This is a genomic window from Halorubrum laminariae (assembly GCF_024494655.1).
Taxonomy (GTDB): Archaea; Halobacteriota; Halobacteria; order Halobacteriales; family Haloferacaceae; genus Halorubrum; species Halorubrum laminariae.
Window position 1 is genome coordinate 35,738 of record NZ_JANHDL010000007.1, and the last position, 16,548, is coordinate 52,285.

The 16,548-nt window shown below is 61.7% G+C and carries 14 protein-coding genes, 2 tRNA genes and 1 pseudogene; 9 read left to right on the forward strand and 8 right to left on the reverse strand.

Annotation, left to right across the window (positions count from 1 at the left end):
- Positions 1–10 precede the first annotated feature (10 nt).
- A complete protein-coding gene (locus NO887_RS12450; RefSeq protein WP_256418614.1) occupies positions 11–1,237 on the forward strand; it encodes an MFS transporter in 1,227 nt (408 codons plus the stop codon).
- A gap of 32 nt (positions 1,238–1,269) precedes the next feature.
- Here NO887_RS12450 and NO887_RS12455 read toward each other — a convergent pair whose 3' ends face one another.
- On the reverse strand, positions 1,270–2,295 hold the full coding sequence (locus NO887_RS12455) for a DUF7972 family membrane protein (protein WP_256418615.1): 1,026 nt from the start codon (positions 2,293–2,295) through the stop codon (positions 1,270–1,272).
- 101 nt (positions 2,296–2,396) lie between these two features.
- Between NO887_RS12455 and NO887_RS12460 the strand changes: the two are divergent.
- Positions 2,397–3,032 (forward strand): annotated as a pseudogene (locus NO887_RS12460) (IS6 family transposase).
- A gap of 3 nt (positions 3,033–3,035) precedes the next feature.
- On the opposite strand, the gene NO887_RS12465 reads toward NO887_RS12460, so the two are convergent.
- Positions 3,036–3,212 carry a hypothetical protein gene (locus NO887_RS12465; RefSeq protein ID WP_256418616.1) on the reverse strand — a complete coding sequence of 59 codons (177 nt, stop codon included), beginning with the start codon at positions 3,210–3,212 and terminating at the stop codon, positions 3,036–3,038.
- A gap of 144 nt (positions 3,213–3,356) precedes the next feature.
- A tRNA-His gene (locus tag NO887_RS12470) sits at positions 3,357–3,429 on the reverse strand.
- Between the two features lie 177 nt (positions 3,430–3,606).
- Between NO887_RS12470 and NO887_RS12475 the strand changes: the two genes are divergently transcribed.
- The 3 genes from NO887_RS12475 to NO887_RS12485 all read left to right on the forward strand — a co-directional run bounded on the left by NO887_RS12475 (position 3,607) and on the right by NO887_RS12485 (position 6,489).
- Positions 3,607–4,062: a DUF5814 domain-containing protein gene (locus NO887_RS12475; protein ID WP_256418617.1), complete on the forward strand. Its 456-nt coding sequence runs from the start codon at positions 3,607–3,609 to the stop codon at positions 4,060–4,062.
- A 188-nt stretch (positions 4,063–4,250) separates the two neighbouring features.
- On the forward strand, positions 4,251–5,087 hold the full coding sequence (locus tag NO887_RS12480; protein WP_256418707.1) for a COX15/CtaA family protein: 837 nt from the start codon (positions 4,251–4,253) through the stop codon (positions 5,085–5,087).
- Positions 5,088–5,304: 217 nt separating this feature from the next.
- Positions 5,305–6,489 carry a sensor histidine kinase gene (locus NO887_RS12485; RefSeq protein ID WP_256418618.1) on the forward strand — a complete coding sequence of 395 codons (1,185 nt, stop codon included), beginning with the start codon at positions 5,305–5,307 and terminating at the stop codon, positions 6,487–6,489.
- Between the two features lie 9 nt (positions 6,490–6,498).
- Here the strand turns inward: NO887_RS12485 and NO887_RS12490 are convergent, their stop codons facing one another.
- Both NO887_RS12490 and NO887_RS12495 read right to left on the reverse strand, forming a co-directional pair.
- Complete coding sequence (locus NO887_RS12490; RefSeq protein ID WP_256418619.1) at positions 6,499–8,010, reverse strand: replication factor C large subunit; 1,512 nt, start codon at positions 8,008–8,010, stop codon at positions 6,499–6,501.
- Positions 8,011–8,077: 67 nt separating this feature from the next.
- Entirely contained in the window at positions 8,078–8,884 is an 807-nt protein-coding gene (locus tag NO887_RS12495; RefSeq protein ID WP_256418620.1) for a hypothetical protein, read from the reverse strand.
- Between the two features lie 172 nt (positions 8,885–9,056).
- On the opposite strand from NO887_RS12495, the gene NO887_RS12500 reads away from it, so the two are divergent.
- The 4 genes from NO887_RS12500 to NO887_RS12515 all read left to right on the forward strand — a co-directional run bounded on the left by NO887_RS12500 (position 9,057) and on the right by NO887_RS12515 (position 15,081).
- On the forward strand, positions 9,057–9,476 hold the full coding sequence (locus NO887_RS12500) for a type IV pilin domain-containing protein (RefSeq protein ID WP_256418621.1): 420 nt from the start codon (positions 9,057–9,059) through the stop codon (positions 9,474–9,476).
- 361 nt (positions 9,477–9,837) lie between these two features.
- Positions 9,838–14,163 (forward strand): Eco57I restriction-modification methylase domain-containing protein, encoded by a 4,326-nt coding sequence (locus tag NO887_RS12505; RefSeq protein ID WP_256418622.1) that lies wholly within the window; start codon positions 9,838–9,840, stop codon positions 14,161–14,163.
- Positions 14,164–14,563: 400 nt separating this feature from the next.
- Complete coding sequence (locus NO887_RS12510; protein ID WP_256418623.1) at positions 14,564–14,833, forward strand: type II toxin-antitoxin system HicB family antitoxin; 270 nt, start codon at positions 14,564–14,566, stop codon at positions 14,831–14,833.
- Between the two features lie 2 nt (positions 14,834–14,835).
- Positions 14,836–15,081, forward strand: coding sequence for a type II toxin-antitoxin system HicA family toxin (locus NO887_RS12515; RefSeq protein ID WP_256418624.1), 246 nt, complete (start codon positions 14,836–14,838; stop codon positions 15,079–15,081).
- On the opposite strand, the gene NO887_RS12520 is transcribed toward NO887_RS12515, so the two are convergent.
- The 3 genes from NO887_RS12520 to NO887_RS12530 form a co-directional block, all read right to left on the reverse strand.
- Positions 15,082–15,294 carry a hypothetical protein gene (locus NO887_RS12520; RefSeq protein ID WP_256418625.1) on the reverse strand — a complete coding sequence of 71 codons (213 nt, stop codon included), beginning with the start codon at positions 15,292–15,294 and terminating at the stop codon, positions 15,082–15,084.
- Between the two features lie 78 nt (positions 15,295–15,372).
- Positions 15,373–15,443: transfer RNA gene (locus NO887_RS12525), tRNA-Pro, on the reverse strand.
- Positions 15,444–15,539: 96 nt separating this feature from the next.
- The gene (locus NO887_RS12530) at positions 15,540–16,535 is read right to left on the reverse strand and encodes an RNA-guided pseudouridylation complex pseudouridine synthase subunit Cbf5 (RefSeq protein ID WP_256418626.1); all 996 of its coding nucleotides are present in this window, start codon (positions 16,533–16,535) and stop codon (positions 15,540–15,542) included.
- Between the last annotated feature and the right edge of the window lie 13 nt (positions 16,536–16,548).

Genomic DNA, 16,548 nt, shown 5'->3' on the forward strand with positions numbered 1-16,548 from the left:
GAACCGTGTGATGGGAGCGTTGTCTCGGCCGGGATCGTTTTTGATCGGAACCCTGTCAGATATTCGGGAAGACGGACCGGTGTCGATCCTGCTCGTCGTCTCGCTCGGATGGTTTCTCACGCTCGGCGTCCGGATCGTGTACCCGGCGTTGCTACCGCAGGTGACTGCCGAGTTCGGCGTCAGCAACGCCACGACCGGCGCGTTCATCGGCCTGCTCTGGACGACATACGCGCTGTTGCAGTTCCCGGGCGGTGCGATCGCCGACATCGTCGGCGAGCGGCTGGTGCTCGCCGGCAGCATCCTCCTCTCGGCGGGCGCGGTGAGCGTGATCGTGCTCTCGACGACCGTCGAGACGTTCGTGCTGGCGACGGTGCTGCTCGGCCTCGGCACGGGACTGTTCGGTACGACGCGGCTCACGGTCATCTCGGCGCTGTTCGACCAGATGCGAACGACCGCAATCAGCGTGAACCAGGCCGCCGGGAACGTCGGCAACGTCGTTCTCTCGGCGAGCGCCGGGTTCGTGAGCGTCTACCTCGGCTGGCGGTGGGGGTTCGGCTTCTTGCTACCCATGATGGTCGCGTGTGCGATCGGCCTGTGGATCGCGTTGCCTCGACGGGCCTCCCCCGCGACCGGCGATGAGTCCTTTCGCCAGACGATGCGGAAGGTCGCGGCGGCGGTGCGGCGACCGCCCGTGCTGGCCGTCACGGCGCTGCTTTCGCTCAACATGTTCTTGTACCAGAGTCTGACCGGCTTCTTACCGACGTACCTCGTCGCGCAGAAGGGTGTCGACCCCGGCTCGGCCGCGACGCTGTACAGCCTGTTTTTCGCGGCCGCGATCGGCGTGCAGTTCCTCTCTGGAATCGTGGCCGATCGCCGCGGAAATCGTGTCGCTATTATCGTGTTTATCAGCCTCAGCGTCCCCGGGTTCGTACTGTTGACGGTCGTTGAAACGTTTTCGGCGCTGGTCGCCGTCACCGTCCTGTTGAGCTTCTTCCTCGGCGCGATGCCGCCAGTCAACGCAGCGGGTCTCGCGTCGCTGCCGCCGGAGATTCAGGGTAGCGGGTTCGGACTCCTCCGAACCGGCTATATCGCGTTCGGAGCGCTCGGACCGCCGGCGGTCGGTCTCTTGGCGGACGCGGGTCGATTCGACGCCGCGTTTCTGGCTCTCGGCGTCGTCGCGCTCGCGACGAGCGCGTGGGCAATCGTCTTCGAGCGCGTCGGCCGCATGCTCTCGTAGCTCACCGTCCCGCGGTCGCCGTCACTCCCAGTTCACCGCCCGTCTCGAAGCACCAGCGGTCCGATAGCGAGCGTTCGCTTCGCGAGCGTGAGAACCCTGAGCACGTACGAGACGAACAGCACGAACGGTAACAGCGTGACGGCGAACGCACCACCGACTACGACCGTGAGGTGATCGACGCCGAGCGTGCTCCCCGGGAACGTCCCGGCGTCGACGACAGCGAGCATGAGGCCGGCGACGAGAAGCGCCGGCAGGGCGGCGTAGAGGATCAGCCGGGAAAGGTCGATGAGCGCCCACTGGAAGTACAGCGTCTTGACGTGTTCGCGAGCCGGCCCGAACAGCGCGAGCGACTCCCGGAGTTCCCCAAGCGCGTCGTTCTCCGCCTCCGTGAGGCGATCTCCGTACTCGGCTTGGAGGCGGTCGACGCGATGTATCTTCCGGCCGTAGTTGAAATCCAAGGCGGCGAACACCACGTCGAAAGAGCCGAACTGCGCACCGTCGAGCTGGTCGCGCACGGTGTCTGCGTTGCCGGCGACGCTCTCGGCGAGTTCGGCCACGTCGTCTCTCACCGCCTCGTCGCGCTCGTCGTCCCCGGAGACAGACGCTCGAAGCGCCTCTGATCGATCCGCTGCGACGCCGAGGATCGCGTCGAGGAAGCCGGCTGGATCCGTCGGAGCCGGCGAGCCGGTGAGCGCGGCAACGGACTCGCGCACGTCCAGCGTGCCGGCCATCCGCTCCTGCTGGTCACCGAGCGGGCCGTTCTCTTGGGTGAGAACGAGCTGTCCGATCGTGACGACGAGCGTCGCACCGGTGACGATCGCCGTGATCATCGCCGAGAACATCGTCTCGATCACGTCGCTCGACCCGACCTTCTCGGCGAGTGCCGGAGAGAACGCGGCCGCGACGGCAACAAACGCGACGAACAGGCCCACAGTCACGAGGCCGGCGACGAGAGCGCGGTTCGCCCGCAACAGGAGCCAGAGTTTCACTCCGCTCTCGTCGGCACGGTCGCGCATGGTGTCTGCCGTGCCGGGGTCTGACTCCGTGTTCTCGTCCATGCCTCATCACGCTGGGGTATCGTCATAAGGCCACTGTCGGGGTGGTCGGCGGTGTTCAGATACGGTTTGAAAGGTGAGGCAGTGCGTTTTCAAAGTGATCTATGCCCGAAAACGACCGCCTCAGTGGCTGTTTAGACGAAATCAACGTAGACTTTGTGGAGCGAGAGGCAACACCGCGACTGTTGATGAAGCTCAGTATTCAGCTCCATTTAGCTGGACTCTCGCTTTCGAATATTGTTTCGTTTCTTGAGATATTCGGTGTTAATCGGGTTCGATCCACCGTTCATACCTAGGTTCATAAGGCCGATCTACAGCCGGAATCTGGTCGGAGTCCGAATCACGTTGCGGTCGATGAAACGGTGATTCGACTTGATGATGAACAGTATTTGCTGTACGCTGCTGTCGATCCAGAAACAAACGATCTGCTCCACACACAGCTTGAACAACCGATAAATAACGCCCTCGAAGATCGGTTTTTTGCTGATCTCCGTGACAAACACGATATCGATAACGCAGCTGTTCTCGTCGATGGATCAGCCTCACTTCAACGAGCCTGTCGCAAACACGACCTCGATTTCAGGTGCGAACGACATGGAAATCGGAACAGCGTTGAACGTATCTTTCGTGAGATAAAACGTCGAACTACCTGTTTCTCAAACTGTTTCGGCAACGCCGAAGCAGAAACTGCTAACGAGTGGCTGAGATCGTTCACTTTTGCATGGAATCAGCTTATGTGAACACTACCTTACACCGGACGGTCGCCGCGACGAGTATCCCACCGATGGATCGTGATCGGCGCGTTCGGCGTCGACGACTCCGGGATCGAACTGTACCCCGTGTACGTGCTCACCGACCAGTCCGGTGGCGACGTGTCGATCGAAGACAACGAGCCTCGCGGTGCGGTGTTCGACCCCCATCTGCCGGCTCTTCCACTTCTCCCTTCGGTCGTCGTCAAAAGGTCCGGGTGCGAGAATCGAACCCGATTGCGAGACTCGCTAACGCTCGTCTCGCGCGGTTCGATTTCGCCTTCCAGCTTTCTTCGTCACTACGTTCCTCAGAAAGTCCGGGTGCGAGAATCGAACCCGCGTCTCAGCCTCCACAAGGCTGAAGGATAGTCCACTACCCTAACCCGGACACGCACTCTCACGTACCCCGTTTCGACTGATAACCGTTACGACTCGCCGCAGTCCGTGCGAGCAGTTCGCGCGGAGGGCCGCAGCGACCGTGGCCCGACCACCCGATCTCCACCGAATCTCAGACGGCCCCGACCGCACCGCTTTAGGCGCGCGACGGCGTACCTAGGCGTAATCCGTGGCGTTCACCGACAAGATATACGTGAAGAACCACCGCCAGCTCGCCTCCCAACTGGAAACGAACATTCCGAAGGGAGCGTTCGCCGGTGCGACGCTCGACATCCTCTACAGCGGCGATGGCCTCTCGAAGCTCGACTCGACGACGCGGGACCGCATTCTCGACTTCGCCGAGGACTTCCTCGACTGCGACTGCGACGCCAATCCCTACTGCGGCTGTCCCGAGGAGAAGTTCATGCGGTACGTCCTCGAACTCCGCGCCGAGGGGCTCGGCCCGCAGGCGATCGTCGACGTGATGACCGACGACTACATGGTGTACGCGTACACCGGCGACGTGCTCTCGTTCCTCGACAACTCGGTCCGAAACTTGGAGGCGATCGAGACCCTCGCAGACGTCGAGGGCAACGAGGAGATGTCCGATAAGGCGCGACGAGCGAAACGGGAGCTGTCGGGCTGAGGTGTCGGCGGCTGAGGTGTCGGCGGCTGAGGTGTCGGCGGCTGACGGGTCTATTCGATGTACGTCGCCGCCGTTCCCGCTCACACGGATCGTGCGAACGGTCTAAGTACGCGCGAGCCCGAATACGGCCAATGAGTCTTCGGCCCGCGTGGCTCTCGTTTAGGCGATACGCGGCGACGACGACGGGAATGACCCTCGTGTTGTTTTCGCTCGGGGTCTACACCGCAGCGACCGGGTCGGGACTGGCGTGTCAGGCCCAGTGGCCGCTCTGTTCCGACCAGCTCATCCCCACGCTCACGATCAACCCCGACTTCATCGAGTGGTTCCACCGCGTGTGGGCGATGGTGACCGGCTTCCTCATCGTCGGCGTCGCCGGATGGACCTGGCTCGGTGGGTTTGACCGCCGCACGAAGCTGGCCGCGACGCTCGCGGTGGCGATCCTCCCACTGCAGATCACGGTCGGTGCCATCACGGTCACCGTCGGCGGGCTCGTCCCCGGCGGCTACACCGTCTCGACGCACGCCGCGCACCTCGTCGTGGCCCTCTGTATCTTCACGCTGCTCGCGCTCGCGACGATCTGGGGCGACGGTCGCGGCTCGCCGCGACTCCTGCGGATCGCCACAGCGATCGCCGTCGCCGGCATCGTCGCCAGCGCGGTCTTCTCGCGGGCGGTCCCGTTCGTGACTTACTCGCCGGGCGCGCAGGCCGGGTTTTACATCACCGGACTCGCCGGACACCTCGGATTAGTCGCGACGGTCGCGTACGCGACCGAGGCCGTGCGAGGTGGCTACGCCGGCTTCGACCGCTCCACGGCGCGGATCGTGCGCGCGTTGGCCGCGGGATCGATGGTTGCGCTCGTCGGTACGCTGCTTCTGGGCCGCGATCTCGTGTTGTACACCGGTGTCTGGCAACGGATCAACCTCGTCGCGCTCGCAGTCGCCGTTGTGCTGGCCGTCGGTGCGGCGTGGACGGTCCGCGGTGCAGGCGGAACGGGACAGCTCACGGCTTCAGTCAGGGGCGACTGACTGGCCTCTGCCGTGGTCACCCGACCAGTCGCTGTCGGCCGATCTCCACGACGCGTCTCGCGTCGGTACTTTCGGCTTCGAAGCCGATGGAACGCGCCGGTAACCGCGTCTCCTTACCAGACCTGATGTCGCCCGCGAGCGGTAACCGGTCCCAACATAATGTTATTCGAGAAAGGTTTAATAGTCTACATTGCGGGTTGCGATCGTGTGCCACTCGATGGAGCGGCGACCCGGTATCGCGTATCGCCGCCCCGATGGCGACCCCGACCGGTTCGTCCCCGAAGTGGTCGGCGAATCTCGGCTGAACGCCGCGAACCTCCCACAGACCGAGTGGTCGACGGCGGTCGCTGATGCGGACTGCGACCGATTTCGCGCTGCCCTCGATGAGGGGCGAGTCGATATCACCTATCGTCTCACCCTCGATGACACGCAGACGTGGGTTCGCGAGCGCGGGGTTCGAGACGAGACGGGTGACATCGTCGGATACCTCTTTACCGCCGGCGATCGCGTCGAGCGCAACCGCCAGCTCGAACGACAGCGCGAGCGCCTCGAAGAGTTTGCGAGCGTCGTTTCACACGACCTGCGCAATCCCCTGTCCGTCGCCGTCGGCAACATCGAACTGGCGACCGAGTTCGAGGGAGATGCCAGTGCCGAGCGTCTCGATCGCGCACTCGACGCGCTCGACTGGATGGACGATCTCATCTCGGATCTACTGGCCCTCGCGCGCGAGGGGCGGTCCGTCGAGGAGCCCACGCCGGAGGATCTCGCGGTCATCGTCGACGAGGCGTGGCGGACCGTCGGAGCGACCGCGGACGCACGGCTCGTGGTCGAAGCCCCGCTTCCGCGCATCGAATGCGACAGACGTCGTCTCCGACAGGCGTTAGAGAACCTCTTCCGCAACGCGATCGAGCACGGCACGGACGGTGACGCCGGTGATACGTTCGGTGACCGAGACGGATACGGCGCAGCCGGCGACCGATCGGACCGCGTCCCGCCCGGCACGTTCACCAGCGGAGCCGACGGTGACGCCCCGATCGCGGCCGATGAGTCAGATCTCGATCCGGCGTCTGACCCCGAATCTGTGGCCGAGTCCGCCGCCGACCCGACGATTCGGGTGTTCGTCGGCAGACTCGACCGCGGATTCTACGTCGCAGATGACGGCGACGGGATCGATCCGTCGGACCGCGAGTCGGTGTTCGAACCGGGACACACCACCGCCGAGGGCGGTACCGGCTTCGGGCTCGCCATCGTCGATCGAATCGCCGGGGCCCACGAGTGGGAGGTTTCACTCACCGAGAGCCGGACCGGCGGCGCGCGATTCGAGTTTGACGATGTCACGGTGATCGATTCAGTCCGCTCTCCCGATGCGGATGAGATCACGGACGACGACTCTGTCTCCTGATTGTAGCGATCACACGAAATCGCCGAGTCCCGCCTGTCCATCGTCGCCGGTCTCGTCGTCCCCGCTCGCGTCACCGTCGGTCTCTGTGCTGTCGGTCCCGTTTCCGCTAGCGTCTCCTCCTGTAATCCCTCGATTGCCGCCGCCCTCCGTATCCGAATCGCTCCTCTCATTGGCGGCATCACCGTTTCTCCGCCCGGGGCTCGCGGCGAACGCGCCGTCTGCGTTGTCCTCCATTCGCTCGTCTCGTAGCGCCTGTGCGTCCTCGACGATCGACTCTACCTTGTTGGTGGACTCGCCAGAGCCGGTGACGAAGGCGACGCCCGCCTCGTCGAGGTCGTACGCGGCCGCCATCGCGACTGTCGGCTCGCGCGGCTTACAGTGGTGCGTTATCGTTTGCAGGAACGGTAGCACCTCACGGCGAGCGGTGGCGACGCTACAGCCGCTTGCGGCGGCGATCTGTCCTACTACCTTGTCTGCGGTCGCGTCCGATGAGGACCAGAACTGCGGGCGGCCGTAGCGCGTCCATCCACCTTTCGTCTCGTCGCGTGCGGCCGCGACGCCCGCGGCCGCGTTGTCAGTCGCGTACCGCCAGTACGTGTAGTTCTGCGTGGCGCGCACGCGACCGAGCCAGACGTCCGCGTTGGCGAGGGAGTCGTACGCTCGGACCGCCTCTCGGGAATCGTACACGTCGAGGACGTTGTTCTCGATCCACTTCGTCAGGTCGTCGGGCGTCTCGTCAACGGCGTACGCCGACTGTAACGCCTCTTCTGCGGACTCCTCTTTGAGGACCGCATCGAGGAACGGGAAGAGTCCGAGCGCCTTGTCGCGGTCGCCAGTGACCACGTCGTCGACGGTGATCGCGTCGCGCCCTTCCGCCGCGGCCTGGAGGTCGTTGACCGCGCCGCGGAGATCGCCGCGGTTGCGCTCGGCTATCTCGGAGAGGGCGTCCGACTCGAACTCGATCCCCTCCTTCCGACAGATGTCGCGGAGGACGGGGACGATGGAGCGCGCGGAGACATCGCGGAACTCGACCTCTTGGGTGGCGTCGCGAAGCCCGCGAGACATGTCGTAGTAGTCGTTGGCGATGAGGACGATGGGCTGGCCGGACTCTTTCACCAGCTCCGTGATCGCGCTTGCGCCGCCGCGGTCGTAGTTGCCGTGGATGTTGTCGGCCTCGTCCAAGATGACGAGTTGGCGCGACGCCGTGTCGCCGCCGGCGGCCCCGCCCCCGGCCGCGCTCCCGCCGAGCGTGGCGTTTCGGGCGGCCCGTCCCGCGTAGCGCTCGATCACGTCGGCGGTACGCTGGTCGGACGCGTTCAACTCGACCGTCTCCCATCCCATGTCGTTCGCGAGCGCGTGCGCCGCGCTCGTCTTTCCGACGCCGGGACTCCCGTGGAGGACGACCGCCTCGCGGTGGTCGTCCCACGAGCGCGCCCACTCCGCGAACGCGTCGCGGGCCTTGTCGTTGCCGCGGACCTCTGAGAGCGTGTGCGGACGGTACGTTTCGGTCCAGTCGGCCATTGCCGGCGGTAGGCGTGTGCGGCGTTTAGTGGTTCCGGAGCGGTGTGACCGTGCCCCTCTACGACTGCTACCTCGCCGTCGAACTCGACGGGAACGAGTTAGCGTGATCCGCTTCGGCGAGTCGGCGAGCGGCCGCCGCGGAGATGGTCACTCGGCCGTCGCCGACGCTCACGGACTCGCCGGTCACGTCGGCCACCACGTCGCGGAGGTCGTCGAGATACGCTCGCGACCGGTCTTCTTGGATCACCCGTGTGGCCTTCGTGTCGTACGTGAGCGCGCGGTGCCCGACGTAGATCCGCGCGAAGGACTTACGGACCGGTCGCGGCACCTCCCACACGATCTGCGGGAACGAGTCGAGCCCGGTTTTGTCTCCGATCGGTGCTCCGATCGCGACGAGGCACCGACCGAGGACCGAGGCGTCGGTGGTCGGTATCACCTCCGTCGCGCGGTTGTCGATGTCCTCGTTGCGGGTGTGACTATCAACGTCAAGGGCCTCGAAGACCGCGCGCACGTCGTCGGTCGTCACCGACTCGTCGACGGTGACCGCTGGGACGAACGCGTCGTCGATGCTCCCCCCGGCGAGGACGTGTGCGAGGAGGTCGACGAGCGCGGCGGTGATCGCCTCGTCGGAATCGAGCCACCCGTGATCGATCGCGGTTTGGATACCGTGGACCGAGTCGGGCATCCCGCCGTTGAGCCATCCTCGAACGCGACCCGGCGGGAGATCGAGCGCGTTGCCGACGCGCGTGCGGCCGTGGTTCGGGTGTGCCGCGACGTACTCGCGAACGCGCCGATAGTCGAGAACTTTCTGCCACGGATCGGGATACTCGCGGTCGCTGTAGGTCCGGGAGAGGGCCTGCGCCGTGGGGGACATACCCACTAATCGGCTCGGTGACACCTTGAACGTAGCGGAGTAGTTTTCAACGCTGAGATTTGGGCCAACACGTACATATACCGAATCGGCGTACTGTAGCGTAGCCAGCAGCCCGACGGACGCGACCGCACGCAGGTCGTACTCGCGTCTTCGGCCGACGCTGGGTTCAACCATGAAATCATTCAACCAAAACACATCGGACGATCGTGCCGTGAGTCCCGTTATAGGGGTCATACTCATGGTCGCAATCACTGTCATCCTCGCGGCCGTCATCGGGACCTTCGTGCTCGGACTCGGCGATCAGTTAGGTGACAGTGCGCCGCAGGCGAGTTTCGAAATCGAGAGTGCAAACAATTCAACGGTTGACGTTACCAAAACTGGAGGACAATCGATTGAGACGAGTGATCTCACTGTCTCCATCGGTGGTGAAAGATTTGACGAAGCTAACTTTAGTGAACCAACCACTTGGCAGACTGGTGAAACAAAAAGCATCACCGGTTCTGACTTCGGCACCAATGAACAGACAGTTCAGCTCATCCACGATCCGAGTGGAAATGTGATATTCGAAGGTCGTGCCGACTTCGGCAGCTAATTGAGATCACCTCACCGCTAGCGGCTTTCTATTTGGGTTCTGCACTGCAACCCAATCTTGTCGGTGGGGCATTGCTAGGTCGGCGTTGGATCCAATTCGTTGCGGGCGTTGCGAACATTTTCTTCCGACCCGAAGTCGAGATATTACGGCGGTGTTGTCACGGTCGGTTTGAGTCTGTGACCTGGAGATCACGAACTAGACAAATTCCGGAGAGACGCCCACCGGAGTCATTCGCAGGAGGCAGATTTCGGCACACCGTGTGTCTCCGTGAGAACCCTTCGGTTGGGTCCAGTTGAGTCGGGAACTACAGCAATCGCTCCGTCATCTATTTACTCGCGCTGACGTGTGAATTTGATATCACATGAGTCAAGCGACGCTCGGGAGTGGTCCCTACCGAAACTCCGATCTCTTCTCTGGCTACTATCTCGACGAGCGCGTCGCCGACCTCGACGCGTGGGACTGCGACGAGGAGGCCGCAGAAGCCTTCGAGCAGATACGCGACCTCTGGAACAAAGAGGGCTCGCTCCTCCCCTCCTACAACGAGGACGAACTGATCGATACGTGGATCGCCGAGATCGTCGACGTTCTCGGGTACGGCACGAGTTCCGAGGTGACCCTCCCGGACGGTGGCGGGTACGTCGACCGGCTGCTCTTCGAGAACGACGACGTGCGCCGCGAGGGGGCAAAGCGAGCGCTCGACGGCGATCACGAGGGACTGTTCTCGCGGGCGTCGGCGATTCTCGAAGCCAAACAGTGGGATGCAGACTTCGAGGCGCGCTTCGCCGAGCAGCGCTCCTACCGCGACGCTTCGCATCAGATCAAGTACTACCTCGAACGGACGCCGAGCGACCTCAAGTGGGGCGTGCTCACGGACGGGAAGAAGTGGCGACTCTACGGGACGAAAGACTACGAGACACAGACCTACTACGAGATCGACCTCCCGGAGATCCTCGAAAGTGGGAACCTAAAGGCGTTCAAGTACTTTTACGTCTTCTTCCGGCCAGAGGCATTCGTCGAGACGGCCGGAAGTTCGTTCCTCGACGACGTGTGGTCGGAGTCCGAAACGGCCGCACAGGAACTCGGTGAAGACCTCCAAGACAACGTGTTCCGGGCGCTGCGCGTACTCGGAAAGGGATTCGTCGAATCGAACGATCTCGACATCGATCCCGATGACGAGGCGGCTCGCGACGAGCTGAAAGAGCAGTCGCTCGTGCTCCTCTACCGGTTGATGTTCGTCCTCTACGCGGAGTCGCGGGGGCTGATCGATCCGGATGATTCCGACGCCAGCGAGGAGTATCACGAATACTTCAGCCTCGAAGCGAAGCGCGAGGAAATCATCGACGAGGTGGAAGGGCTTGATGTCGAGTCGGGCGACGCGTTTGACGACGAGTTCAGTCAGTACTCTTCGTCGATTTGGGGGCGGCTCTCCGAGCTGTTCGAGCTGATCGACGAGGGCGAGGAGGACCTCGACATTCCGCCGTACAACGGGGGCCTGTTCAGCCAAGACGATCACGCGTTCCTCGACGAACACGAGGTGAAAGATCCCTACATCGCGGAGGTGATCTTCTGGCTGTCGACGACGGAGAACGAAGAGGGCGACCACGTCCCCGCGGACTACGCCGACCTCGACACGCGGCACCTCGGGTCGATCTACGAGGGGCTTCTCGAACACGAGTTCCGGATCGCGGGCTCGGAGGGCGTCGCCGCGGTCTCGGAGGACGGCGGACAGGTGTGGAAGTCGGGCGGCGAGGTGTCGGTCGCGGACGCGGTCGAGGTCGTTGACGAGGGCGGGCTGTACGTCGTCAACGACGAGGGCGAGCGCAAGGCCACGGGCGCGTACTACACGCCCGACTACGTGGTCACCTACATCGTCGAGGAGACGGTCGATCCTCTCATAGCAGAGATCGACGCGGACCTCCGCGAGGAGGGGCTCGAACCGAGCGATCAGGAGTACTTCGTCGAGTTCTACCAAGAGGTGAAGGATCTGACGATCCTCGATCCGGCGATGGGATCCGGGCACTTCCTGACGAAGGCAACGGGGTACCTCACCGAGCAGGTGATGGCGGTCGTGCGTGAACAGGAGATCCAGTCGTACGACGAGCAGGACATCCGTCGGGAGATTTCCAAGGAGGTGATCTACGGCGTCGACCTGAACGGGATGGCGGTCGAGCTGTCGAAGCTCTCGATGTGGCTCGAAACGCTTGCGGCCGACCAGCCGCTCGCATTCCTCGATCACCACCTGAAGGCGGGGAACTCACTCGTCGGAAGCGACATCACGGAAGTGCTCTCGGAAGACGGCGGCGACGACGACACCGGACAGATCACGCTCACGCAGGCGTTCGCTCGCGTGCGACAGGACACGCTCGAACACGTGATGGATCTGATGGCGGATCTGCTCGCATTCGACAACGACTCCTTAGAGAGCGTGAAGTCGATGGAGGAACTGTACGACGAGATCCGCGACGATCCGCTGTATCAGCGCCTCTTCGAGTTGGCGAACGTCCATACCGCCGAGGAGTTCGGCTGCGACGTGCCTGACGACGCCTACGAGCAAATGGCCGGCGCGATTGAGGACGAAGACGACTGGGCGGAGATCAAGGAGACGGACTGGTTCAAGCCTGCGCAGGCGACCGCCGAGGAGCAGAACTTCTTTCACTGGGAGTTGGAGTTCCCTGAGGTGTTCTTTGATCTTGATGGCGAGAAGCTGGCGGGGGCGGGGTTCGATGCGGTTGTCGGGAATCCGCCGTATGTACGGCAAGAGCAGATAACTCAACTTAAGCCGTATCTGAAAGACTCCTACAGATCGTACGATAGCTCTGCCGATCTGTACGTGTACTTCATTGAGAAAGCAACGAGAACTCTCTCTACATCTGGCAACTTGGGATATATCACTTCAAATAAATTTATGAGAGCAGAATACGGCCAGAATATTCGAGAGTATCTAGCCAATAATGTGGGAATATCGAATCTATTGGATTTCGGTGAACTACCAGTATTTTCTGATGCGTCTACGTTCCCACTGATTTTTATTGGCAAAAACCATAGCCCAGAAAGGCAATCGGTTGCAGTTACCCGAGTTCGAACATTATCCTTCAATTCTCTCAAGGAATATGAGCAGGATCATCAGTATGAAGTTTCAGATACCGGGCTGAAAGCGACTGGCTGGTCACTCGCACCACAACGGATCGCTAGCATACACGATAAGATCGAACAGCAAAGCACAACTCTTGGAGACTATATTAACGATGAAATTCATTGGGGTATAAAAACGGGACTTAACGCGGCATTTGTGCTTGATAGCGAAACTCGGAACCAACTCATTTCACAACATAAGCAGTCCAGAGAATTGATTGAACCGCTTGTAGTTGGTGACGACATTCGTCAATACAATGTAGAATACAGCGACCGGTATCTACTTGTTATCCGATCTGGCTGGACCAGAAAACAATCGAATTCCGCCAATGAGAAGGATGCGTGGAGATGGTTTTCAGAACAATATCCTGCTATCGCAGATCATTTATCTGAATTTGAGGAGGATGCAAGGAAGAGATACGATCAAGGTGAATTCTGGTGGGAATTGAGGCCATGTGATTATTATCATGAATTTGAGGGGACGAAGATAATATATCCGGAAATAGCAATGTCACCCAGATTTGCGATTGATGATCAGAATTATTATCCAAATAATAAGTGCTACATAATACCTGAGGAGAACTACTTTTTATTAGGCGTACTTAACTCAGAGCTTTTATTTGAATCTGCAAAACTGAAAGTTTCTGTTCTCGGGGATGAACAAGATGGTGGCCGATTGGAGATGCGAACAGCACATATAAAGAACCTGCCAATTGTAGAGATATCTGGAGACGCCAATAGTGGTGACTTTACGCATTTGCAGGAGCAGTTAGAAGATCGTGATTTTGACTGGGATCCAGAGTTTTCTGATCAAGTTCGGGCGAATGATGATAGTATTCTTAGAGAGTATGTCGGGTGGTTAGCGCGTCAACTCTCAGAGTTCCATTCACAACGATTCCGGCTGAATACCAATCTCCGTGATTATATTACTCGGCAGGGGAATATATCAATAACTGATTCTGGGCTCCCCCAACCAGTTTCCAGAGCAGATAACCGTCTTACAGACACCGCGGGTTCATATCCAAGCCTCCGAATCGGCACCGCCACCGTCGATCGCGAATCCCCCAACACGGTCCTGATCAAGGCGACTGCTCGCTACAAGCCCGACGATGAGGACCGCGAGAGCCGACCAGAGGGAGGCTCTCGGACTGCCGGAACGGTCGAAGCCCGTGGAGGTGCCCTCGAGACCGACCGTTGGGGCTACACCGAGACGGACTACCTGCCAGCCTTCCGAATCACGGACCTCACGGATCGGGAGGCGGACCTGATCGAACACTTCGTGCCGGTCGCTGTCGACGAGGCGGGCGGCTTCGCGAACTTCCGGGAGACGGCGACGAAGACGAACTCGCTTGTCGATCGGCTGAAGGCGATCGAGTTGCCTGATGTCGACGACGTGGCCGACGACCTGGAGAACTACCTCCGGACGGTCGAGCGCGCCGAGGAACTTGACGAGAAGATCGAGAAGACTGACGACCTGATCGACGAGATCGTCTACGAGCTGTACGGTCTCACCGACGAGGAGATCGAGATTGTTGAGGAGGCGGTCGGAGAGTAGAGTTCGAACGCGAACGAGCAAAGCGAGTTCGCGCTTTTTGGTCGAGATTTTTCCGTGAGTAGTCGCGAGCGAAGCGAGCGACTCGACTCGGAAAAAGGTCGGAGTGAGGCGGTCGGAGAGTAGGGTTTGAACGCGAACGAGCAAAGCGAGTTCGCGCTTTTTGGTCGAGCTTTTTCCGTGAGTAGTCGCGAGCGAAGCGAGCGACTCGACTCGGAAAAAGGTCGGGCTGAAAGGACCTCCAATGGCCACAAGAGCGTCTCACCCCGCAGGATGTCCGATCGGTCTAGAACTGACCGTTTCGACGTTTCCCGCACCCCTGTCTCGGGTAGTTCCGCGCTGACGACGAAGCTTGGTAAGTAGCGACAGAACGCTTATTCCGGCGTGCTCACTACTGGCAGGTATGAGCACGGGACGCGAGATCCGCCTGATCGAGGAGGACGAGGGCGGGTGGTCGGCTATCGACGAGGATCTCGGTGTCGCCTCCTGCGGAGATACTCGTGAGGAGGCGTTGGAGATGCTCGACGAGGCGGTCGCGCTGCACACTGGTGAGGCCGGCGAGCCCGTTACTGACGAGGACTTGGAGGAACTGGGCCTCGATCCTGACGAGGTATCGGATGAGGTCGGGGTCCCTGACGCACCGTGGTTCGACGATGCGAACGAGACGGCTTGACAGTGGTCCGCCAGCGATTCACCGGTCGGGATATTGTCTCTGTGCTGACCGACATGAACTACACGCCCGTTGACCGGACGGGAAGCCACCTCAAACTCCGATACGTCCACCCCGAAACATGCGAGACGCGGAACGTCACGGTCCCGCTCGGGCACGAGATCAGCGGCGACACCCTCCGAAACATCGCCGACCAGTGCGGTGCCGACGACTTCCACGCGTGGTGTGAGTGGATCGACGAGCATCGCTGATCACTCGAAGACGACTTCTCCGGGCTCGACGAACTCGCCCGTCTGCTTGTCACGAACGTAGCTGTACGCGGGATGGATGTTCCGCGCGGCACAGCGACTACAGTACCAGTGGTCGGTTCGAGACTGGACCGACGTGCCGCTGTGGCCGACCGGACACTCCAGTCGCCACGAGTCAGCGACCGAGGTGTTCGAACCGCCGTCGAGATGGTTCATAGCGCATCCCCCGAACGCGTTTTTCGGGAGCTAGACGGCGCTGAAACTACTGATAATGGAATCCAGTAAGAATTTTGATGGGACCGCTGAGAGTCGAACTCAGGTCCTACGGACCCCATCCGCAGAGGATACCACTACCCCACGGTCCCGAAGTGCATCCGGAAAGATGAGAGTCCGGTAATTAAGAACTTCGTTTCGCACGTCGCATCGCGACCACAGCTCTCGACTCCAGTACGGTCAATCGATCAGACGAGCACGCGCTCCAACGAGACGACGACGCCGGACTCCGCGTCCGGGTCGCCGACGAGCCGGCCGAGACACACCGCGGCTCCGTCGGGCGTGAAACAGGCGACGAGGGGGCCATCGTCGTCGGCGTCGGCGGCGTCGGCTCCGTCCGGACTCGGGGGTTCGGCGACCGCCTTCGCTGCGGGATCGTCGACACTGATCACGCCGGGCGCGTACACGGGCGCACCGGTCGCGACGTTCCGGGCCGCCGACGGTGCGATGGTGACCGCCGGGAGGTGAACCAGCGCGTCCTCGGCCGGCCGAACGACCTCTCGAAGGAGCGCGTCGTCGCCGTCTTCCGCCCACGCAAGGGCGTCGACGAGGTCGTGCAGCGTGTGGAGGTCGCGGTCGTCGAACGGGTCGGTCGCGCTCCGGCGGAGGTGTCCCATGTGCGCGCCCACGCCCGTCGCGAGTCCGAGGTCGTGACACAGTTTCCGGATGTACGTTCCGGACTCACATCGAACCCGAAGCAACGCCTGCCGCCCGTCGATCTCCAGCACGTCAATGTCGTCGACGGTTCGCGTTCGGAGCCGGCGCGTCACCGCGCTCTTTCGCGGAGGCTTCTGATATATCTCCGCCTCGAACTCGGCGACTACCTCGCGGAAATCGTCGGGCGCGGGGCCGTGAAGCTCCAGCACCGCGACGTACTCCTTGCGGCCTTCGAGAAAGACCTGTGCCGCCCGCGTCGCGGTGCCGGTGAGCGCGGGCAGACAGCCGGTGACTTTCGGATCGAGGGTCCCCGAGTGCGCGACGCCATCGATCGACTCGCCTTCGGGATCGATCGCGGCCAACGTGTCGTTGATCGCGTCCCGCGTCCACGCGGAGACTTGGTGTGAAGACGGACCAGCGGGCTTGTCGAGGTTGACAACGCCGAACCGGAGCAGCTCCGGGACGGTCCGCTCCTCGGGGGGAGCGCGAAGGCGCGTGGCGTCCGTGTCGTCTGGATTGCGGGTCATGATCGAGATCTGG